Source organism: Frankia sp. CeD (assembly GCF_000732115.1).
Taxonomy (GTDB): domain Bacteria; phylum Actinomycetota; class Actinomycetes; order Frankiales; family Frankiaceae; genus Frankia; species Frankia casuarinae.
In genome coordinates, this window is record NZ_JPGU01000014.1 from 37,017 (window position 1) to 58,138 (window position 21,122).

General features: G+C 72.0%; 17 protein-coding genes. 10 read left to right on the forward strand and 7 right to left on the reverse strand.

All coding sequences use genetic code 11. The annotated features are described in order from the left end of the window. The 3 genes from CED_RS10365 to CED_RS10375 all read right to left on the reverse strand — a co-directional run. On the reverse strand, positions 1-768 hold a 768-nt coding region (locus tag CED_RS10365), incomplete at its 3' end, for an NAD(P)-binding protein (protein ID WP_035910187.1). 1,800 nt (positions 769-2,568) lie between these two features. Then, complete coding sequence (locus CED_RS10370; RefSeq protein WP_235187013.1) at positions 2,569-4,386, reverse strand: glycosyltransferase family 39 protein; 1,818 nt, start codon at positions 4,384-4,386, stop codon at positions 2,569-2,571. 96 nt (positions 4,387-4,482) lie between these two features. Further along, positions 4,483-6,849: an AAA family ATPase gene (locus tag CED_RS10375; RefSeq protein ID WP_051868753.1), complete on the reverse strand. Its 2,367-nt coding sequence runs from the start codon at positions 6,847-6,849 to the stop codon at positions 4,483-4,485. 210 nt (positions 6,850-7,059) lie between these two features. On the opposite strand from CED_RS10375, the gene CED_RS10380 reads away from it, so the two are divergent. From CED_RS10380 to CED_RS10400, 6 genes are all read left to right on the forward strand, one after another. After that, a complete protein-coding gene (locus tag CED_RS10380) occupies positions 7,060-7,887 on the forward strand; it encodes a histidine phosphatase family protein (RefSeq protein WP_011437042.1) in 828 nt (275 codons plus the stop codon). Between the two features lie 6 nt (positions 7,888-7,893). Next, the gene (locus CED_RS10385) at positions 7,894-8,436 is read left to right on the forward strand and encodes a DUF3090 domain-containing protein (RefSeq protein ID WP_035910191.1); all 543 of its coding nucleotides are present in this window, start codon (positions 7,894-7,896) and stop codon (positions 8,434-8,436) included. Between the two features lie 57 nt (positions 8,437-8,493). Then, positions 8,494-8,670, forward strand: coding sequence for a hypothetical protein (locus CED_RS24270; protein WP_160172381.1), 177 nt, complete (start codon positions 8,494-8,496; stop codon positions 8,668-8,670). Positions 8,671-8,674: 4 nt separating this feature from the next. Beyond that, complete coding sequence (locus CED_RS10390) at positions 8,675-9,454, forward strand: SCO1664 family protein (RefSeq protein ID WP_035732445.1); 780 nt, start codon at positions 8,675-8,677, stop codon at positions 9,452-9,454. Between the two features lie 200 nt (positions 9,455-9,654). Continuing rightward, entirely contained in the window at positions 9,655-10,977 is a 1,323-nt protein-coding gene (gene mshC / locus CED_RS10395) for a cysteine--1-D-myo-inosityl 2-amino-2-deoxy-alpha-D-glucopyranoside ligase (RefSeq protein WP_035910193.1), read from the forward strand. Positions 10,978-10,979: 2 nt separating this feature from the next. Further along, positions 10,980-11,876 carry a DivIVA domain-containing protein gene (locus tag CED_RS10400; RefSeq protein ID WP_011437038.1) on the forward strand — a complete coding sequence of 299 codons (897 nt, stop codon included), beginning with the start codon at positions 10,980-10,982 and terminating at the stop codon, positions 11,874-11,876. Between the two features lie 130 nt (positions 11,877-12,006). Here the strand turns inward: CED_RS10400 and CED_RS10405 are convergent, their stop codons facing one another. Further along, a complete protein-coding gene (locus CED_RS10405; protein ID WP_011437037.1) occupies positions 12,007-12,849 on the reverse strand; it encodes a PAC2 family protein in 843 nt (280 codons plus the stop codon). A gap of 364 nt (positions 12,850-13,213) precedes the next feature. Between CED_RS10405 and CED_RS10410 the strand changes: the two genes are divergently transcribed. The 3 genes from CED_RS10410 to CED_RS10420 all read left to right on the forward strand — a co-directional run bounded on the left by CED_RS10410 (position 13,214) and on the right by CED_RS10420 (position 14,634). Further along, entirely contained in the window at positions 13,214-13,405 is a 192-nt protein-coding gene (locus CED_RS10410) for a hypothetical protein (RefSeq protein ID WP_055726053.1), read from the forward strand. 111 nt (positions 13,406-13,516) lie between these two features. Next, positions 13,517-13,735, forward strand: a complete 219-nt coding sequence (locus CED_RS10415) for a hypothetical protein (RefSeq protein WP_023841065.1) — start codon at positions 13,517-13,519, stop codon at positions 13,733-13,735. Between the two features lie 104 nt (positions 13,736-13,839). After that, entirely contained in the window at positions 13,840-14,634 is a 795-nt protein-coding gene (locus CED_RS10420; protein ID WP_369807815.1) for an HAD family hydrolase, read from the forward strand. 41 nt (positions 14,635-14,675) lie between these two features. Here CED_RS10420 and CED_RS10425 read toward each other — a convergent pair whose 3' ends face one another. From CED_RS10425 to CED_RS10435, 3 genes are all read right to left on the reverse strand, one after another. Then, positions 14,676-17,207 carry an ABC transporter permease gene (locus tag CED_RS10425; RefSeq protein ID WP_035910195.1) on the reverse strand — a complete coding sequence of 844 codons (2,532 nt, stop codon included), beginning with the start codon at positions 17,205-17,207 and terminating at the stop codon, positions 14,676-14,678. Between the two features lie 4 nt (positions 17,208-17,211). Next, positions 17,212-18,519, reverse strand: coding sequence for an ABC transporter ATP-binding protein (locus CED_RS10430; protein WP_035910197.1), 1,308 nt, complete (start codon positions 18,517-18,519; stop codon positions 17,212-17,214). Between the two features lie 349 nt (positions 18,520-18,868). Beyond that, entirely contained in the window at positions 18,869-19,780 is a 912-nt protein-coding gene (locus CED_RS10435; protein WP_023841067.1) for a PD-(D/E)XK nuclease family protein, read from the reverse strand. An 85-nt stretch (positions 19,781-19,865) separates the two neighbouring features. Here CED_RS10435 and CED_RS10440 point away from each other — a divergent pair, with 85 nt between their 5' ends. Next, complete coding sequence (locus CED_RS10440) at positions 19,866-21,083, forward strand: site-2 protease family protein (protein WP_084680760.1); 1,218 nt, start codon at positions 19,866-19,868, stop codon at positions 21,081-21,083. Positions 21,084-21,122 lie beyond the last annotated feature (39 nt).

The window sequence follows — 21,122 nt, forward strand, 5'->3', positions numbered from 1 at the left end:
CCCGCCGGTCACGGTCGTGGTGACGCCGGTCGCGCGGCCGTCGGCATGGTGGATCTTGCGGACCTTCTCCTCGAAGACCACCCGGCCACCCTGCTTAATGATCTTGTCGGTGGCGGTCTCCCACATCATTCCGGGCCCGTACTTGGGGTACTGGAACTCCTCGATGAGGGAGGTGATCTCCTTCTGGTTCCGCTTCGGTAGGACCGCGTTCACGATCGCGTTCATCATGGACAGGCTCTTGATGCGCTGCGCGGCCCAGTCCGAGGGCATCTCGCTCACCGGAACGCCCCACAGTTTCTCGGTGTAGGTCTTGAAGAAGGTGCGGTAGAGCCGCCAGCCGAAACGGGCCACCAGCCAGTTCTCGTAGTTGCTCTGGTCCTGCGGCGGCCGGATCCGGGCCGCGGCGTAGGAGGCGATGCAGCGCGCCGCCTCGACCAGGCCAAGCCCGCCGAGCGCGTTTCCCGCCTTGAGTGGGTAGTCGAAGAACTTCCCGTTGTAGTAGATGCGGCTCGATCGGGGGCGCAGCAGGAAGTCCTCGTCCGGCAGGATTTCGTGCCAGAGCTTTTCGACCTCGGGAACCTTGGTGAAGAAGCGGTGGCCGCCGATGTCGAAACGCCAACCTTCACGCTGGGCCGTACGGCTGATTCCGCCGACGACCGAGTCACCCTCGATAATCGTCACGGGGACGTCCCGTTTCACCAGCTCCCAACCGGCGGTCAGACCTGCCGGTCCGGCTCCGATGACGACTACCTCTGGCTTTTCGGTCACTGTGCCGGACCTCTCCTCAACACACACTCATGGTCACTCGGGTGGACGGACACCGGGCATCGCGCCACCGGGACGCCGGGCCCCTGGGACCGGTCCTGGGTCGCAAGTGTTGCATGGCGCGAGCGGAGACCCGTCCGCACCCCCTCGACCTGTCCGCACCCCCTCGCCCCGACACGATGCGATGATCCGTTATACGTCNGCCCTATTCCCATAACGCGCCTCCGCGCCGCCTGATCGGGTGGGGCTCTGGCATCGTGCGCACATGGGATTGTCGATACCCGGCCAACGGGCACCGCAGACCTCGCCTCCCCCGGACGGGCCGGTTCCTCCGGGGCGGGTGATGCCGGCGATTCTGGTCGGTTGGTGCGCGGTGGCCGGTGGCATCGCGGCCAAGGACGGTCGGTACGGCGCCTGGGCGCTGTCGAGTGTCCTGGTAGGTTTCGCGGCGGTGGTCCTGGCGGTCGTGGCCACCGCCGGCACCAGCAGCACCGCCGGCACCAGCAGCACCGCCGGCACCAGCAGCACCGCCGGCACCAGCAGCACCGCCGGCACCAGCAGCACCGCCGGCACCGCCGTGGCCGTGCGCCCGCGCGGGTGGTTCGGGGCGTGGCTGCTCGTGGCGGTCGTGATCGGCGTCGCGCCGCTCGTGCGCCGTCCCCGCTACTACGCCGCCGGCCGGTTCGCCACGGCGGCGGACGTGCTCGCGATCCTCGCGGGCCTGCTCGCCGCCGGGTCGATCATGGTCATGCTGCACCACGTCGGCCGGGGGCGTCGGATCGGCCGGGAGCACCACCGGGGCCGGGGCCGGCTCGATGTGCTCGCCTCTCCGTGGGTGTTCTGGCTGGTCCTGGCCTTGGCCTGTGCGGCGGGCGTCGCTACGATCCGCGCCGCGCCGACGCCCCGCATCGACGTCTTCCACCTGCTCCAGGTCTCCGCGGCCGGCCTGCCGCACGGGGCCGACATGTACCGGCAGCAATGGGCGCCGAGCCGGGCCGAGTACCCGGTCGACGGCCTGTTCGACGTCTACCCCTATCTACCGGTCACGTCCGTGCTCCTGGCTCCCTTCCGGCTTCTGCTCGGTGACGTCCGTTACGGCCTGCTGCTGGCCCTGGCGGTGGCGGCGGTCCTGATCCGCGCGGTCGCGGGACGGGCACCCGCGGCGCCGGCGGTGGCCGCGCTGCCGTTGCTGGTCGTCGTGTTCCCCGAGTCGATGTACGCCCTGCAGCAGTCCTGGACCGAGCCGTTGCTCGTGGCGTGCCTGGCGGCGACGGTGTGGGCGTCGACGAGCGGGCGGGGACGGGTGGCGGTCGTCACGTTCGCGCTCGCCCTGGCGACCAAACAGCACGTCGCGCTGCTGATCCCCCTGGCGGCGGGCTACCCCGCGTTCGGGCCCCGCCGGACGGCCTCGGCCGCGGCCGCGGCGGCGCTCCTCGTTGCCCCCTGGGTGCTGGCCGGTCCCCGGGACTTTCTCGACGACGCGGTCTGGACGAACCTCCACTACGAGGTGCTCGCCCACTCGCTGTCCCTGCCGGGCCTGGCGTCGCATTTCGGGGTCACGCTCGGATTCGGCTCGACCGCGGTCGCCCTCCTCGGTGCCTACACGGCGGCCTGGCGGGCTCGCGGGGACGCCACCGGGTTCTGCCTGGGGGCGGCGTTGGTCCTGCTCACCCTGAACCTGATGAACAAGCAGACCTTCTTCAACCACTACACGTTGCCGATGGGTCTGCTCGTGCTGGCCGTCGCGGCCCTCGCCGTCGACGACCCCGCCCGCGCCGTTGACGACCCCGCCCGCGCGGGCGGTCAGCGCAGCGTGGAGAACCGTTCCAGCGACGCGCCCTCGTACAGGTTGCGCCGCTCGACCTGCACGGTGCGGTCGCGCAGCGTGGCGAGTTGGTCGGACAGCACGGCGCAGGCGCCCTCCAGGAACCGGTAACCGTCCGCGCGGACGAGCAGCACGGCGTGGCCGGGGCCGGCCAGTTCGTTGACCTCGGCCGCGAAGCTGNTGCCGTTCGCCCGTTTCATCCGGTCGGCGTAGTCGACCCAGTCGACGAGCGCCGGGCCGGAACTGTCCGCGTACACGATCTCCCGTACCGTGACTTCGCCGTGCCGTTCGATTGCCCGGTGCACGGCCGGGCCGAGCTGGTCCGGGCAGTAGGCGACCACGTCTCCCGGCCGGGCCAGCGCGACGATCCGGCCCGCGATCTCCCCGGCCTGGGTGCGTTCGGTCCGGGCGAGCTGCCNCCCGCCGAGCAGGCCGCTGAGCGAGGCGACGATCAGTNCCCCGGCCCGCACCCGCCGGCCCGGCAGTTGGGCGATGCCGAGCGAGGCGAGCAGCAGGCAGGCCGGCAGGGCGATGCCGGTGTAGCGCTCGGCATATGCGCTGCCGCCGAACATGTTCACGCAGTAGGCCAGGACGAGGGGGACCAGCCAGATCGCGGCCAGGTAACGGCCCGGCACCCGGCCGGAGACCTTGACCGCGAGCTCCCGCCCGTCCGGACGCGCGGTCAGGCCGATGAGCGCGCCCCCGAGCAGCACGATGCCGAGCAGCGCACCGGTGGAGGTCGGGCCGGCCCAGTCGAAGACCGTGTCCAGCAGCACCTGGGCCTGCACCTTGGGCGCCCAGGGCGTTCCGGTGTGCAGCATCTGGAACAGGAACGACGGCATCCACGGCGCGAACAGCACGGCGGAAGCCGCCATCGCGGCGAAGGCCCGCAGGGTCACCTGCCGGTACTGGGGTCGCCGCCGGGCCTGTAGCAGCATGAACGCCGCCACGGTGAAGATCAGCAGGAACGTCCAGTAGTGGGTGTAGACGAGGGCGGCGGTCGCCAGCGTCAGCATCGCCAGCCGTGCCGGCTCGGAGCGTTCCAGCGCCCGCACGGTCGCGAGCCCGAACACCAGCACCAACAGGACGACCAGCGAGTACATCCGCGTCTCGCTGCCGTAGCGGATCGCGTAGGGAGAGCAGGCGAACATCAGCAGGGTCGCCAAGCCCACCCAGGCGTCGGCGTCGCGGCCACCGTTGCCGGCCTGGAAGGCCGTCCGGCCCACCCGCCGTCCGGCCAGCCACGCCGCCGGCAGCGTCGCCAGCGACAGCACCCCGGACAACGCCCGGACGGCGACGTCCCCGTCGCCGAACACCGCGATCCAGGCGTGCAGCAGCAGGTAGTACAGCGGCGGTGAGCCGTCGTGCCGCAGCGCGTCGAGCAGCTGTGGGACGGGGCGCGAGGCGATGGCGACCGTCAACGACTCGTCGAGCCACAGATGGCTGGGGGTGGCGAACCGCATCAGCGCGCCGGCGGCAACGGCGAGTATGACAGCGACTACCAGCAGCTGCGGGCTGGCCGCCGCGATCCGCGCCACGGCGGTGGTCGTGCGCGCGGTCCCGGGCGTGATGACCGTCCCGGTCGTGACATCGGCTGTGGCGCTGTTCGCGGCTGTGGCGCTGTTCGCGGCTGTGGCGCTGTTCGCGGCTGTGGCGCTGTTCGCGGCTGTGGCCACGACCGCGGTCGCGGTCACGTCCACCGGCGCCTGGGGGCGGCGGGGACCCGAGAGCACCGCCGGCCCGGATCCGGTGTCCTGGCCGACGGTTGGACTCCCGGATGCGTCTACGTTCACCATGCCCCCTCGTCTGCCACGATCTTGCCTCCTGTCAGAGAACCGCCTTCCGTCGGGTGGCCGCAGTCGCCTGCTGGCGGGGATGTACGCCCCGACACTTCAGACTGTCATCCGTTCGTCGCCGTCCCGTACGCGGGCTGCCTCCCCAGCGGTCGCGCCGCCCGCCCGCCGCGCGTCGGATCCGCCATCGGGCCTGCCGTCCGGCCCCCCGTCGGGATCTTCGTCGGGATCTTCGTCGGGATCGTCGAAGCCGCCGGCGGTCTGCCCGGCGAGCAGAGCCGGGAGCAGCGTCGTGCGGCGCCGTCCGCCCGAGCTCCGCACGGCGTTGCGGATGGCCGGGCCGTTCACGGCCACAATCGACAGGTGGGCCTGCGCCCGGGTCAGCGCCGTGTAGATCAGCGGACGGGTGAGCATCCGGCCGGCCTCCGGCGGGAACACGGCGACGACGGCGGGCCACTCGCTGCCCTGCGCGCGGTGCACCGTCACCGCCCAGCCGTGCCGCAGATCACCGAGGACACCGGCGGGCACCTCGACGACGCCGCCGGGAAACGCGACCCGCAGCGCACCGCGTTCGCCCAGCGCGACGACGGTGCCGATTTCGCCGTTGGCGAACCCGACGTCGATATGGTTCGCCGTGGCCACCACACGGTCCCCGATGTCGAACCCGGAGACGGCGCCGCCGCCCGGGTTCAGCGTGCCCTTCAACGCGGTGTTGAGCGCCGTGGTGCCTGCCGGACCGGCGTGCACCGGGGTCACGACCTGGATGTCCGCGACGGGAATGCCGAGCGCGCGGGGGATGGAGTTGGTGACGAGCTGGACGGTGCGATGCGCAGCCTCGCCGGAGCTGCCGGACGGCACCACCACGACCTCCCGGCCAGGCCCCGGCGGCGGCAGCTCCCCGCCGCGTACCGCGGCGGCCATCGTCGCGATGGCGCCGCCGTCAGCCTGTCGGTACAGCCGCCGCAGCTCGGTCACCGGGACCTCACCGGACTCGAGCAGGTCGGCGAGGATCTGCCCCGGTCCGATGCTCGGCAGCTGGGCCGGGTCCCCGACGAACATCAGGTGCGTGCCGTCCGCGCAGGCGTCGAGCAGCGCGGCGGCGAGCTCCGCGTCGAGCATCGACGCCTCGTCGACGACGACGAGGTCGGCGTCGATCGGGTTGNGCTCGCCGCGCGCGAACCCGCTGCCGCGCCCCTGGGCCTGCAACAGCCGGTGCAGGGTGCTCGCCGGCGCCCCGCACAGCTCCTCGAGGCGTTTGGCAGCCCGTCCGGTCGGCGCGGCCAGTGCGACGACCGCCTCGGCCGCCCAGGCCAGTCGTACGACGGCCGCGACCGTGCGGCTCTTGCCCGTTCCCGGCCCACCGGTGAGCACACTGACGCCGGACTCCAGCGCGGCGCGCGCCGCCGCGAGCTGGAGCTCGTCCAGCCCGGTCACCACCTCGTCGTTTGCCGGTCCGCCGTCGTTTGCGGGTCCGCCGCGGCCCGCCGCGGCGGCGTCCCGGTTCGTGTCCCCCTCGGTGCCATCGGCGCCGAGGGGGCTCTCGTCCCCCCCGTCCTTGTCGTCATCCTTGTCGTCGTCGAACGTCAGCGCCGTAGGAGGNGGGGCGGTGGCGGCCCATGCGGACACGGCCCNCCCCNCCNGNTCGTCGTCGTCGACGGATCCCAACCCGTCGTACCCAGGCCCGTCGTACCCAGGCCCGTCATCGGGTCGGCGGCGGGCTCTGGGGGCGCCCGCGCGCAGCGGCTCGGCGGTCGCCGTCAGCCGTTCGATGCCGTCCGCGACGGACTGCTCGGCCATCGCGTACCGCTCCAGCGCGATCCGGTCGCCGACGGTGATGATCCGCCCGTCGTCGAGCGCCACGGTCAGCGCCGCGCTCGGATCGGCCACCCCCTCGCGCGCGGCGGCACGCAGCACCGCCTGCACGGGGCCCGCGGTGTCCCCGGCCCGGGAGGCGGCCCGGCCGAGCAGATGGGTGAGTACCGCCGGGCCCCGGCGCGGATCGTCGCGCTGCAGACCGCGGCGGCGGGCGAACCGGTCGGCCTGGGCGATCTCGGTGTCGGCGGCGGTCAGCAGCATCCACGGATCGGCCCGCAGGAGGTCGGCGGACGCGGGTCCCAGCAGGTCGGTCACCCCGCGCGCGAGCCGGGCCGGAAGATCCGCGGCGACGAGCAGTTCGACGACCGCGTACGTGCCCGCCACGGCGCGGAAGCTGTCGGCGAGCCGCCGGGCCCGCGGCCCGGTGACCCCCTCGACGGTGCCCAACCGGCCGACGTCGACGTGGTCGGGCCGGGTGATCCCGGCCGCGGGCAGCCGGCCGGCCGTCGTGCGGCCCAGCCCCGGCCACAGCCCCGCCCCGCAGAACGCGGCGAAGACCTCCTCGGGGTCCGCTGGCTGCGGGTCCGCTCGTGCCTGCGGGCCGACCGCGTCGGGCTCCGTGGTGGAAGCGGTCGTGTACTCGTCCGGCATGCCGGGAAGCGTAACGACGAACCGTTCCGCCGCTGTTGTAGCCCGCTGGGTAGCGTGGTATCCGGGACGGCGCTGTGGCGGCATGGCTGTAGGAAGGCGATGTCGCGTGTTCCGACCGATGCGCGTCCGGGCCCACCCGTGCGTCCGGGCCCACCCGTGCGTCCGGCCCGGCGGAGACAGTGAGCGTCAGCAACAGAAGGGACGGACCGGTTGACCACAGTCCTGCTGGTCCGCCACGGCCTGACCGCCGTGACCGGCAAGATCCTGCTTGGTTGGACGCCCGGCGTGGGGTTGGACGACCGTGGCCGCCGCCAGGCGTCGGACCTGGCGCGACGCCTCGCGGACATCCCGCTGGCGGCGATCGTCAGCAGCCCGCTCGACCGCTGCCGCCAGACGGCCGCGGCGATCGCCGGACGCCGTCCGGTCAGCGAGGCCAGCCCGGGCGGTCCGCGGCAGGTCGAGATCGACGAGCGGCTCGGTGAGTGCCGGTACGGTGACTGGACCGGGCAGGAACTGGCGACCCTGGCGAAGGATCCGCTCTGGGCGGTGGTGCAGAGCCATCCCAGCGCGGTCGTCTTCCCCGGTCCCGAGGGTGAGGCACTACGGGACACGCAGGCCCGTGGGGTGAGCGCCGTGCGGGAGTGGAACGAGCGGCTGGGCCCGGACGCCACCTGGTTGCTGTGCTCGCACGGCGACGTGATCCGCACGGTGGTCGCCGACGCCCTGGGCATGCATCTGGACATGTACCACCGGATCACCGTCGATCCCTGTTCCCTGACCGTGATCCGCTACAACGAGCGCCGCCCCTTCGTCCGGCGCATCAACGACACCGGCGGGGACGTCGTCGAGCTCCTCCCACCGCCGCTACCCCGGGCAGAGGGCTCCGCCGGGGCCGCCGACGCCGCGGCGTCGTCTCCCGGGTCCCGGAAGTCGCCGGAGCCGCCGGAGTCGCCGGGGTCCAGCGGGCTCGACGTGGACGAGGTGATCGGTGGCGGTGCCGGCGGTTTCCGNCCCAGCGCNGGNGGNGGAACGGGCTGATCGGGCATGCCGCGCCGGATACACATCTTCGACCCGCCGCAGCGGTTCGTTGTGGGCACCGTAGGCCTTCCCGGCGCCCGATCGTTCTACCTGCAGGCCCGCGACGGGGCGCGGGTCGTCACCGTCGCGGTGGAGAAGGCACAGGTCGCATTGCTTGCCGAACAGCTGACCGAGCTGCTCGACGAGTTGGGCCGCCGCGGCGCGACGCCGGCGCCCGAGCCCGCCCCGGCCGACCCCGACCTGTCCCCGCTCGATCTGCCGATCGACGAGGAGTTCCAGGCCGCGACGATCGCGCTCGGCTGGGATCCGCGTGGCGGACGGGTCGTCATCGAGGCGCAGGCGACGGGCCTGGCCGACTCGATCGTCGGATTCTCCGACGATCCCGACGGGCCGGACGCCGTCCGGGTCCTGCTGGGGTCCGAGCAGGCGCGCTCGTTCGTGCAGCGCGCGGCGCGGGTCCTGGCCGCGGGCCGGCCCTCCTGCCCGTTGTGCGGGCAGCCGTTGGACGACGGTCACGTCTGCCCGCGCCAGAACGGTCATCTGCGTTGATGCGGCCGGCGAGGGGCGCCGGGCCCGCCCGCCGCGGGTGCGCGGTTCGTGGTAGCGGTGCGGTTCGTGGTAGCGGTGCGGTTCGTGGTAGCGGTGCGGTTCGTGGTAGCGGTGCGGTTCGTGGTAGCGGTGCGGTTCGTGATAGCGGTGTGGTCCGGTAGGCCGGACGGTGTGGGAGAGATGTCGCTCACCGTCCGGTCCGGTGACATCACCCTGCCGGACCGGACAGACTGAGGTGATGGGCGTCTCCGCGGCGAGTTCCNCTCNGGGGTGGCGACCGCCACTGCATCCGATCGACGGGGGTGGCCTCGACGCCCCCGCCGCCCTCGACCTCCTTCGCCGCGGTGACCTCGAGATCACCGCCCGGCTGGTCGACGCGAGCAACACGACGCTCTGCTGCGACATCTGCGCCGACGGGGTGACCGGCCGCTGCGTCTACAAGCCGGTCCGCGGCGAACGCGCCCTGTGGGACTTCCCGGACGGCACCCTCGCCGCCCGCGAGCTGGCCGCCTACGAGGTCTCCGAGCAGCTCGGGCTTGGCATCGTCCCGCCCACCATTCTGCGTGACGGCCCGTTCGGCGAGGGCATGGTGCAGCTGTGGATCGACACCGACGTCACCGTGGACCTGGTGGCGCTGACCCGGTCCGACGACTCCCAGCTGCGCCGGATCGCCCTGTTCGACGTCGTCATCAACAACGCCGACCGCAAGGGTGGGCACCTGCTGCCGGCGCCCTCCGGCCGGATTCACGGCATCGATCACGGTGTGACCTTCCACACGGACGGCAAGCTGCGCACCCTGCTGTGGACCTGGCGGGGAAGGCGGCTCGACGCCGAGGAGACCGCCTTGCTCGACGACCTGCGTGAGGCGCTCGCGGGCCCCTTCCGGGACCGGCTCGAGGAGCTGCTCACGGTCACCGAGGTCGACGCCCTCACCGTGCGGGTCGACGGGCTTCTGGCCGAGGGCCGGTTCCCGTTGCCCTCGGGGGACTGGCCGGCGATCCCCTGGCCGCCGTTCTGAGCGGGTTCCGGTTCTGAGCGGGTTCCGGTTCTGAGCGGGTTCCGGTTCTGGGCGGGTCACCGGTGCGGATACAGGTGCGGGAGAACATGGGATGTCACCGTCGGTGACCCGAGGTGGATCGGCTTGGGATGCTGTCGGCTACGCTGCGGTTACTCTCCTTGTGCCCGCCGGAGAGTCGGTTCGCGGTTACTCTGACACGCATGCAGGCGTGGCCATCTCCTCCGATACGTTCTCTTCCCGGTCACGGGAAGCCACTGAGGATCTTCGATACGGCCACGTCGAGCGTACGCGAGTTGGCGCCGGCCGTCACCGCAAGGCTGTATGTGTGTGGCATCACGCCCTATGATGCGACGCATCTGGGGCATGCCTTCACCTACCTCACCTACGACCTCGCGCAGCGTGTGCTGCGAGACGCCGGGCATCACGTCCACTATGTACAGAACGTAACGGATGTCGATGACCCGTTGCTTGAGCGAGCCACCCGTGACGGGCTGGACTGGCGGGCCCTCGCCGACCGGGAGATCGACCTGTTCCGCGAGGACATGACCGCGCTGCGGATGTTGGCGCCGGACGCCTACGTCGGGGNGGTCGAGGCCATCCCGATGATCGTCGACATGGTGGTGGAGCTCGTCGACCGGGGCGCGGCCTACCAGGTCGACGACGACCTGTACTTCTCGATCGCCACCGCACCCGCCTTCGGGGAGATCTCGCATCTCAGCCGGGCCGAGATGCTGGCGATCTGCGCCGAGCGCGGGGGTGACCCGCGCCGGACCGGCAAGAAGGACCCCCTCGATCCGCTGCTGTGGCGCGCCCACCGCCCCGGCGAGCCGTCCTGGCCCTCGCCGTTCGGCCCCGGCCGGCCCGGCTGGCACATCGAGTGCNCCGCCATCGCCCGCCACTATCTCGGCGGGGTCATCGACATCCAGGGNGGCGGAACCGACCTGAGCTTTCCGCACCACGAGTGCAGCGCGGCGCACGCCGAGGTCGCCGCCGGCATCCGGCCGTTCGCCCGCAGCTACGTGCACACCGCGATGGTGAGCCTCGACGGCCACAAGATGTCGAAGTCGCGGGGCAACCTGGAGTTCGTCTCCCGGCTGCGCCGGGCCGGGGTGGATCCGGCGGCCCTGCGGCTGGCCCTGCTCGATCATCGGCACACCGAGGACTGGGAGTGGACGCCGGGCCTGCTCGACGACGCCGTGGACCGGATGAACCGGTGGCGGGCCGCCGTCGCCCTGCCCACCGGGCCTGACGCCATGGGACTGCTCGCCGCCGTGCGTGAGCGGCTCGCCGACGACCTCGACGCCCCGGGTGCCGTCGCCGCGGTGGACGCCTGGGTCGGCGCCGCGCTCGCTGATGCGGGCGGCTCCGCCGGTGCGGGCCCGGATCCCACCCATCAGGGGGGTCCGGTTCGCGGTTCTGGCGGTGACGTGCCCGCCTGGGGGGAGGCGCCCGCACTCGTGCGGCGCCTCGTTGACACACTGCTGGGCGTAGACCTTGAACCCGTCAGACCCAGAGGGAGCTGAGGATGGGAGCTCACCATCGCCGGGTGGATCCCGGGGCAGCGACCGAACGGCCCGCCTTCGACGAGGTCGCGCATGGCTACGACCCTCATCAGGTCGACGACTACCTGGCCACGCTGTGGCGTTACGCCAGCCAGGTGACCTCGCGCGCGGCCGCGGCCGAAAGCGCCCTGAAGCACGAGCGGGCCCGCAGCGCGAACATGGGCGTCGAGGGCCTGGCCGCGCAGGCCGGCGGTCGGATCGGCCAGATGCTGACCATCGCCCAGCAGGAGGCCGAGGAGATCGTCACGGGCGCCCGCCAGATCGCGGAGGCGGCGCTGGAAGAGGTGATCGAGGACGCCGGGGCGAACCACCCGATCGTGCGGGAGGCTCGGGAACAGGCCGAGAAGCTCCTCCTCGACGCCGTGGAGGAGAGCCGCCGGCTCGCCCGGGAGCGGCATGCCGAGCTGGAGGTGGAGATCGCCCGGTGCACCGCCTCGCTCGAGGCGCTGCGTCACCAGCAGGGTGAGATCATCGGCGCGATGCTGCGCCTGCGGGGGGTCCTGGCCTCCGACGAGGTGGACCGGGCGGTCACCGACCTGGCCCGGGCGGGTGCGGCCGCGCCGACGACGTCGGGCACGTCTGGGACGCCGGGCGGAGCCGGTCCTGCCGGTTTTCCCGCGGGCGGTGCGGTCCCCGCGGGCGGTGCGGGAGCGTCGGATCTTTCCGAGACCGCGTGGGCGACCGGTCGCGTCGCCGGCCCGGGGCGGCGTTCCCCGGGCCGGCATCGTCAGGCCGACGTCGCGGACGCGGAATCCCACACCCCGCCCACTCCGCGCGAACCGGTCACGAACTCGGCGAACGTGCCGTTCCGCCGTGGCGCCGACGAGGACATCATCGACGCCGAGATCGTCGAGGAGTAGCGAGATCGTCGAGGAGAAGGGTGGCCCGGTGGAGGTGCGGGGTGCGCCCTGGGCTCCCGGCCCGGGCGTACCCTCGCCCCCTTTCCTTCTTCTACCGATTCTTCTACCGGGCCGGCTCTCTTACCGGCCTTTACTGGCCGCGACGGCGCAGGTACCGTTCGAACTCCCGGGCGATTGCGTCCCCACTGGCCTCGGGCAGCGCCGTCTCGGGCTCGCGTGACTCCAGCGAACGGACGTACTCGGCGACCTCGGTGTCCCCGGCGGCGAGCTCGTCCACCTGCCGTTCCCACGCCTTCGCCCGCTCGGGAAGATCACCCAGCGGGATCTCGATGTCCAGCAGGTCCTCCACTCGGCGCAGCAGCGCGAGGGTCGCCTTGGGACAGGGCGGGTTAGCCACGTAGTGCGGCACCGCCGCCCAGAACGACACCGAGGCGAGCTCGGCCCGTGCGCATGCCTCCCCGAAGACGCCGACGATGCCGGTCGGCCCCTCATAACGGGACGGCTCCAGCCCGAGTCGGGCAGCCGTCGCCGCGTCCCCGGCGGTTCCGCTGATCGGGACCGGCCGGGTGTGCGGCGAGTCAGCGAGCAGCGCCCCGAGGGAGATCACCATGTCGCTGCCGAGGGCGTGGACGGCCTCGATCAGCTCGTCGGTGAACCCACGCCAGCGCATGTTCGGTTCCAGCCCGCGGATCAGCACCAGGTCCGTCTCGGACTTCGGCGGCCGCGCCACCGACAGGCGGGTGGTCGGCCACGAGATCTTCCGGGAGGCCCCGTCGGTCCCGCTCACCGTCGGTCGGTTCACCTGGAAGTCGTAGTAGTCGTCGGGGTCGATAGCACCGATGACACGGGCCTTGAAGGCGGTCTCCAGATGCTCGACGGCGGCGGACGAGGCATCGGCCGCGTCGTTCCACCCTTCGAAGGCGGCTACTACGACCGGCGACCGTAGTTGACCGACGCCGGAGAACTCGATCACCTACCACCTCCTGCCGCCCCGCGGCGGCCCACTGCCCCCGTGACAGTGCAACGGTACGTCCTCACGGAGACGACTCCTGCCCAGAGCCGACATGCGTGACGTCAGCCTCCCTTATGGCCCGTGAGCCGGTGACCCGCGGACGACCACTGGTCGTCCACGGGGNACCTACGCTGGTCCAGTCTGCCGATGTTCTCGTGGGAACGCCTTTCCTCGGTCTCTCGATGGCGCTAGACCCGGGCGGATCGGACATCCATTCCGGATCGATGCGGTGGCTGCACCGTATCGGCTCTGAACGGATACCCGCCGTCGCGGGAATGCGAACGGCCCGGCCCAGGGCCGCCGCCGGACCGGCGTGCCCCAGCCCGTGTTTGTGCGGACCGCCGCGCCGAGCACACCCGCGCGGTCCGACGTCACGCCTCCGTTCCCGCAGCTGTGCCACCCCGACCGTGCCATCCGCGACCGTGCCACCCGCGACCGTGCCACCCGCGACCGTGCCGTGGGCAACCCGCCGGGACGCGTCCGGCATTCCCACCCCGCAATCATCACCATGCTGTGATCACCGTACCGTGATCACCGTCGTGCCCGTGGCCGACATCCTCGGAGGCGTCCGGACGGGAGGGTAAACCGTACCGGTGGTAGGAGAAACCCGTCCCGGTACTCTTGGCCAGTGCGCGGTGATCTGGTGTCCGTCCTGACCGAGCGTGTGCTGGTGGCCGACGGCGCCATGGGCCCCCTGTTGCAGGCGGCCAGCCTCTGCCTCGACTCGGTGAATTTCGAGGACGGCGACGGCCCGTCGCGCGCCGAGGAGTTCCAGCTCGTGCCGGAGCAGTCCACCTCGGCGATCATCCTGTGCCACCCGGAGGCGAAGTACTTCGCGGCCACGTAGGCACCGTGCGGTCAACCGGGCACCGTGCGGCCGGACGACCCTGAGCTACCGAGCTACCTGAGCTAGGAGTGGACGTGGGGAGCCTTGCGGCGGTTTTNTTNGACATGGATGGCCTGCTCGTTGACACCGAGCCGATTTGGACCATCGCCGAGCACGAGGCGGCGGCGCGGCTGGGCGGCGAGTTCNCCCCGGCGATGAAACGAGCCATGATCGGCCACGGCATCGACACCGCCGTGCCGCTCATGGTGTCGATGCTCGGCCGGCCGGCGTCCGACGTGGCGCCGACGGCGGAGTTCCTGCTGCGCCGCTCCGCCGAGCTGTTCCGCGAGCCCGGTGCGATCGTCCCGCAGCCCGGGGCGGTGGAGCTGCTCGTCGCGCTGCGAGCGGCGGGNGTCCCGACCNCGCTGGTCTCCTCGTCCTTCCGCGACCTGATGGAGCCGGTGCTGCACGTCGTCGGTGACGAGTTCTTCGCCGTGACGGTCGCCGGCGATGAGGTCACTCGCCGCAAGCCGGACCCGGAGCCCTACCTGACCGCCGCCCGGGTGCTCGGCGTCGACCCGGTTCGCTGCGTCGTCTTGGAGGACAGCCCGTCGGGAGCGCGCGCCGGGGTGGCGGCCGGGTGCGCGACCATCATGATCCCGTCCATGCCGGATCTGCTCGACCTGACCGCTTCGGGGGCCTTGGAGGCTTCGGGGGCCTTGGAGGCCTCGGGCGTCGCGGCTCGCGGCGAGCCGGTGCCCGCCGGGCTTGCGGCGCTCCTGGCGAGCCTGCACGACGTCACCCCGGACCTTATGGAGTCCCTCACCACCCCCCGCCTCAGCCCGTCCCTTCGCCCCAGCCGCCCTGGATACGAGCTTGGGGGAGTAAGGCACGGTTTTGGGGGCGAAGACCGGGCGTAGGTCCCCCGAACGGCGTCGGAGGGGGTGTGGGGTTGGGTGGGTCAGACGGCGGAGATGGCGCGCAGGACGTCCATGCGAGCGGCGCGCCGGGCGGGGAAGACAGCGGCGAGCACGCCGAGGATCGCCCCGGTGAGGACCACGAGCAGGATCGTCCGTACCGGGTAGGCGAACGTGCTGATTCCCAGGGAGGCCAGCGCCTTCGTCAGCGCCCAGCCGAAGATGCTCCCGACGACGACGCCCAGCACGGCTCCGAAGACCGAGATGATCACTGATTCAAGGATGACCATCAGCCTCATCTGCGACCGCGTCATGCCGACCGCACGCAGCAGACCGATCTCCCGGGTCCGTTCGATTACCGAGAGCGCCAGGGTGTTGACGATACCGAACAGTGCGATGATGACCGCCAGGGCCAGCAGCACGTAGATGAACCCGAGCAGCTGGTCGACCTGCTTCTCCTGCTGTGCGACGAACTCGGACTGGTCCCGGACCTCCACCGTGGCGAACGACTTGACCACCGTGGCGATCTCGGCCCGGACCATCGCCGGGTCCGCCCCGCTCGCCCTCTTCACCAGGACGAACAGGTCGAGGTCATCGGTGGAGTGCCGGGCGAACTCGCTCGTGGAGATGATCCACTTGCCGGCCACCTGGCTCTTCTTGTAGGTGCCCACCAGAGTCAGCTCCGCGCGGCCGTCGGCGAAGGTGACCGGGACCTTCTGCCCCACCCGTAGCTGGTGGTCCGCGGCGGTGGAGTCCTCGGCCAGGATCGTGCCGTCGCCGAGGGCGTGGACGTCACCGGTCACCTCCTTGATGGCCAGCATCTTGACCAGGCCCGCTGGGTCGCCGGCNAGCACCTGGGAGCTCTGCCCGGAGATCTTCACCAGGCCGCCCCGAAGACCCGTGGCGATCTCGATGCCGGGCTTGCCGGCCAGCTCGCGAGCCACCTCACCGCTGAATCCCTGCCCGAAGTTCTGCGGGGTCAGGTAGAAGTCGGCACCGAGGCTGTTCGACACCGTCTCCCGCACCGACTCCTTGATCGACTGTCCGAGCACGGAGAAGGCGCTGACCAGGGCGAGTCCGATCATCAACGCGGAGGCGGTGGAGGCGGTCCGGCGCGGGTTGCGCATCGCGTTCTCCCGGCCGAGTCGGCCGGTGGCCCCGAACATCCTCGCCAACGGTGCGCCGAGGACCCGGGTGATCGGTCCGGACAGCAGCGGTGAGAGGGTGGCGACGCCGAGGAAGATCCCCGCCGCGCCCACCCCGACGGCGGTGGCTCCCGGCTTGCCCGCCGAGGCGGTGCCGAGGATCAGCAGGACGATGCCGAGCGCGGTGAGCACCGACCCGGCGATCGCCCGGGAGCGCAGCGAGCGGGTCGGCAGCACGTAGGTCTCCCGCATCGCCGCGATCGGTGGCACCGACGCGGCCTTGCGGGCCGGCACGAACGCCGCCGCGGCGGTGATGAGCACGCCGACGGCGTAGGCGATCACGACGGTGCGGGGGCGGAAGACCAGCGCACCGCTGGGCAGCGCCACGCCGAACACACCGACGGCGACGCGCAGCAGCAGCGCGAGCCCCGCGCCGGACACCAGGCCGACAGTGGCCCCGGCGAAGCCGACCAGTGCCGCTTCGACCTGCAGGGACACCTGGACTTGACGTTTGCTCGCCCCGATTGCTCGCAGCAGGGCCAGCTCCCGCACCCGTTGGGCGACGAGCATCGTGAAGGTGTTGAAGATGATGAAGGCGCCAACGAAGACCGAGATGGCGGCGAAGATCAGCAGAAAGGTGGAGAAGCCGCTGACGGCGTTCTGCACAGCGCTGGCGCTCTCGTCCGCCAACTGCCTGCCGGTGATCGCCTCGACACCCGGTGGGAGTGCGGCGGCGACCCGGGCCCGCAGCTCCTCCTGGGTCAGGCCGGGCCCGGCGGCCAGGTGGATCGCGCTGAACCGGTCGGGCGCGAGCAGGACCCGCTGGGCGGTGGCGGTGTCGAACGCGGTGACGGCGGCGCCCCCGAGACTGTCCTGACCGCCGATCCGGAAGGTGCCGACCAGGGTGTACCGCGCGGGCGGACCCTTGGTCTGCACCGAGATCTTTGCCCCGAGCGACAGNTGGAGCTTCTTCGCGGTCGCCCGGTCGACGACGATCTCTCCGGGGCCGGGCGGGCGACCCTCGGCGATCTCCTCCGCCGAGGTGGGCTGACCCCCGGTCCAGTTGATACCGATCCCCGGCGCACCGTTGGTGTTCGAGGGCTTGCCGGTGGCCGGGTTGACGAGGACGGCCTGGCCGTTGACCTTGCCGACCGCCACCCGCACCCCGTCCACTCCGGCGGCGGTGGAGACGAGCGAGGCCGGCAGCGGAGGGCGGCCGACGTCGCTCGTCGGGTCGATCGCGTTGACCGAGCGCACGGCGACGCTGACGTTCTTGTTGATGTCGGCGAAGAGGGTGTCGAACGTCCGGTTGAGGGTGTCGGTCAGGACCAGGGTCCCGGTCACGAAGCTCNCCCCGGCGACGACCGCCAGCATGGAGAGCACCAGCCGGACCTTGCGGGCCAGCAGACTCTTGAGGGTGGCGCGCAGCATCGGCTCAGGCCCAGCCCGCCGGCTCCGTGCCGTCCGGGTGGTAACTGTCCCCCCCGCCGTCGACACGGCCGGGGTCGGTGAGCGGAGGCCCGCCGCCAGGCCTCGGCACCGGCCGGTGGTGGGAGCGGCCGGAGTAGTACTCCTCGCCGTGGCGCGTGCCGCCGACCCGCCTTGACGCCGGCTGCCCACCGGCGTCGGGCCCGAGGTCCGGGGCGGGGATCGCCTCGAACTGGCCGGTGCGCCGCTCCGGGTAGTGGCCCTGGTAGGGATCGTGCTCGTCTCGCCCGTAGGTCGGCTGGTCCGGGTAGGCCTGGTCCGGATAGGCGTAGTCGTCGTAGTCACCGGCAGGCCCGTAGCGACCGTCGGTGTCGTTATGGTCGTCCCGGTCGTCGGCGATCTCGCCGTCGGCCGCCAAGCCGCCCGCGGCGGCGTCGAGGTGCTTCATCCGGTCCAGCACCTCCTCCGCGGTCGGGTTCGCGATCGCGTCAACGAGTCGACCGTCGGCAAGGAAGATCACTTCATCCGAGTAGGACGCCGCCGTCGCGTCGTGGGTGACCATGACGATCGTCTGCCCGAGTTCGGAGACCGAGTCACGCAGGAACGACAGCACCTCGGCTCCCGACCGGGAGTCAAGGTTGCCGGTCGGCTCGTCGGCGAAGATGATCTCCGGCCGGGTGACCAGGGCCCGCGCACAGGCGACCCGTTGCTGCTGACCGCCCGAGAGTTCGCTCGGCCGGTGCTTCAACCGCGGTGCGAGACCGACCGCGTCGATGACGGTGCGCATCCAGGCCCGATCCGGCGAACGCCCGGCGATGCTCAACGGCAGCGTGATGTTCTCGGCCGCGGTCAGCGTGGGCAGCAGGTTGAACTGCTGGAAGATGAACCCGATGCGGTCGCGACGCAACCGGGTCAGTTGCTTGTCGGACAGCCGGGACAGGTCCACGTTGCCGATGAAGACCCGTCCCCGGGTGACCGTGTCCAACCCGGCCAGGCAGTGCATCAGCGTCGACTTCCCCGACCCGGACGGCCCCATGATCGCGGTGAATCGGCCGCGGGGGAAGGCCAGGTCGATCTCGCGCAGTGCCGTGACGGTGGTGTCACCGGAGCCGTAGACCTTCGTCAGCCTGGCGGCGCGGGCCGCGGGTGCGGCGTCCGGTCCGTCTTCTCGCCGGCCGCCCGGGTGCTCGGGAACCCGGCCGTCACGGCCGGCACCGTACTCGCCGGGCCGCGACCCGCGGTCCTCTCGGCCGGGCGGGCTGCCCGCGACCGCGCCCCGCTTCCCGCCTCGGGACGATCCGGTCCGTCGGGCCATCGTGATGTCCTCTCCCTCGCGGCGCGCCGTGTCCCTCTCGACACGGTCCCTCTCGACACGTCGTGCCTGCCCTGCCTGCGCTCGGCCCCGACTGACCTGGGACGGCTGTTCGGCTACCGTGGTCGATCTCCCCAACGACCGAACGATGATCGGCATCTCGCCGTCGCTGACTGTACCGCCGGCAGTATTGAAGGTCCGACCAATATTACTTTTGGTGATCGGGCGATATGGCATGCCTCCGAGGACGCCCGGTGGAGCCACCGCCGCCGGCGAGCTGAGGATGCCGGCACCGTAAACGGGCTGTCCGCGGGGAACGGGGTCCGGACGGGGTCCGGCCTGAAGACCGCCATCAGCCGTCCGCCTCGCAGACGGCGGGGGCGGTCTCGTCGAGCGGCACCGCGGATGTCTGCTGCGGTAGCGGTGGTGGGGTGCCGCCGAAGGCTGGGCATCGAGCCTGATGGTCGCACCAGGAACACAGTCTGTTCGGGGTGGCGCGCCAGTCCCCGGTGCGGTGCGCGCGGTCGATCGCCGCCCACAGGGCCTCGATCCGTCGCTCGGCGGCCCGCAGGTCGGCCTCGTCGGGGGTGGCCCGCAGCCAGGTGCGGTCACCGAGGTAGTACAGCCGCAGCTCGCGCGGGATCACCCCACGGATCCGCCAGAGCAGCAGGGCGTAGAACTTCATCTGGAACATCGCCGAGCTCTCGAACGCCGGGCCGGGCGAGCGGCCGGTCTTGTAGTCGACCACCCGCAGGGCGGGTCCCTGCGCCGTGGTCGCCTCGTCAAGCCGGTCCAGGTAGCCCCGCAGCCGCAGGCCGGAGTCGAGCACGTGCTCGACGTACAGCTCGCGGGCCACCGGCGCCAGCCGTGACGGATCCTCCAGCGCGAAGTATCCGGCGAGCAGTTCGCGGGCCGACTCCAACCACGCCGCCAGTTCGTCGCGGCCACCGAACAGCGCCTCGACCGCCGGCTCGCGGGCGCGCACCGTATCCCAGGCCGGCTCGACCAGCTCCCGCGCGGCCTGCAGGGTACGCCGGGACGCCGGGAGATCGAACAGCTTCTCCAGGACCGCGTGCACCACGGTCCCGCGGGTCGCGGCCTCGCTCGGCGGCTCGGGGAGCCGGTCGACGACCCGGAACCGGTAGCGCAACGGACAGTTGACGAAGTCCGCCGCCCGCGACGGTGACAGCGAACCGATCAACGGCCGGGGTGCGGCCGACGCCACCGATCCCGGGATGGCAGGAGAGCGCTGCGTCGAGGTCATGTCCTGGACCCTAGATCCCCCTACCGACATCTTCGCCACTCGGTCCCGGACGACGGGTCGGGGTATGGTCCGTAGCATCGGATCCATGGCGGATCAGCACGGCGGCGCGGGTTCGGGCGGCGCGGGTTCGAGCGGCGCGGGTTCGAGCGCCCACGGCGGCGCGGGCCCGGCGGGGCAGGCTCCGAGNGAGCGACCCCCCGGCGTGCCGGTCGGGCGGATCCGCGGTGTTCCCATCGTCATCTCGCCGTTCGCCCTCGTCTTCGCCGTCCTCGTCGCCTACCTGCTCTCCGGCTCGATCCGCGACCGGCTGCCGCTGGCGTCCGACGGGCGGATCCTCGCGCTCTCCTCGTTGATCTCTATCGGCTTCCTGGCCTCCCTGCTCGCCCACGAGATCGGTCACGCTCTGACGGCGCTGGCGTTCGGTCACACCGTGCGGTCCGTGACCCTGCACGGCTTCGCCGGGTTCACCGAGTTCGAGCCGGAGCCCCGCAGCGCCGGCCGCGAGTTCCTGATCGCCTTCGTCGGCCCGGCGGTCAACGGGGTGCTGGCCGCCGGCTGTCACCTCGGCCTGCTCGGCCTCGACGACACCAGCGACGCCGCCGCGGTCCTGCACGATCTCGGACTCATCAACGCCGCGTTGTTCCTCTTCAACCTGGCACCGGGCCTCCCGCTGGACGGTGGACGGGTGGTCGTCGCCGCGGTGTGGGGTCTGACGCGCGACAAGCTGCGGGGGCTGCGGGCCGGTGCCTACGGCGGGTTCGTCGTCGCCGCCGGCCTGGTCGTCTGGGGTGCGTCGACCTCCGACGGCATCGGCATGGTGTACACCTATGCTCTGGCGGGCTTCCTCGCGTTCGCGGCCTACCAGTCGCTGCGCGCCGCGCAGGTGCGGGAGCGGCTGCCCGGCCTGTGCGCCGGTCGCCTTGCGCGCCGGACGCTGCCCGTCGAGGGTGCCGTTCCGCTGGCGGAGGCGCTGCGGCGAGCTCAGGAGGTCGGCGCCACCGCCGTCGCGGTGATCGACCGTGACGGCAGCCCCCTGAAGATTATGAATGGCTCCGCGGTCGACGCGCTGCCGGAGCATCGGAGACCCTGGATGACCGTGGATGAAGTGAGTCGGGTGATCTCGCCCGGCATGGTCCTCGACGCCGATCTGGAAGGCGAGGCCCTGCTGGCGGCCGTGCAGCGGGTGCCGGCGTCGGAGTACCTCGTCAAGCAGGCGGGCCGCCCGGTCGGCGTGCTCGCGATGGTGGATCTCGTCGCCCGTATCGATCCGGCCGCCGCCGCCCGCATGGTGGCGTCCCGGTGAGCGCCCCGCCCGACGAGTCGGTGTCCCCAGGGCAGGTGC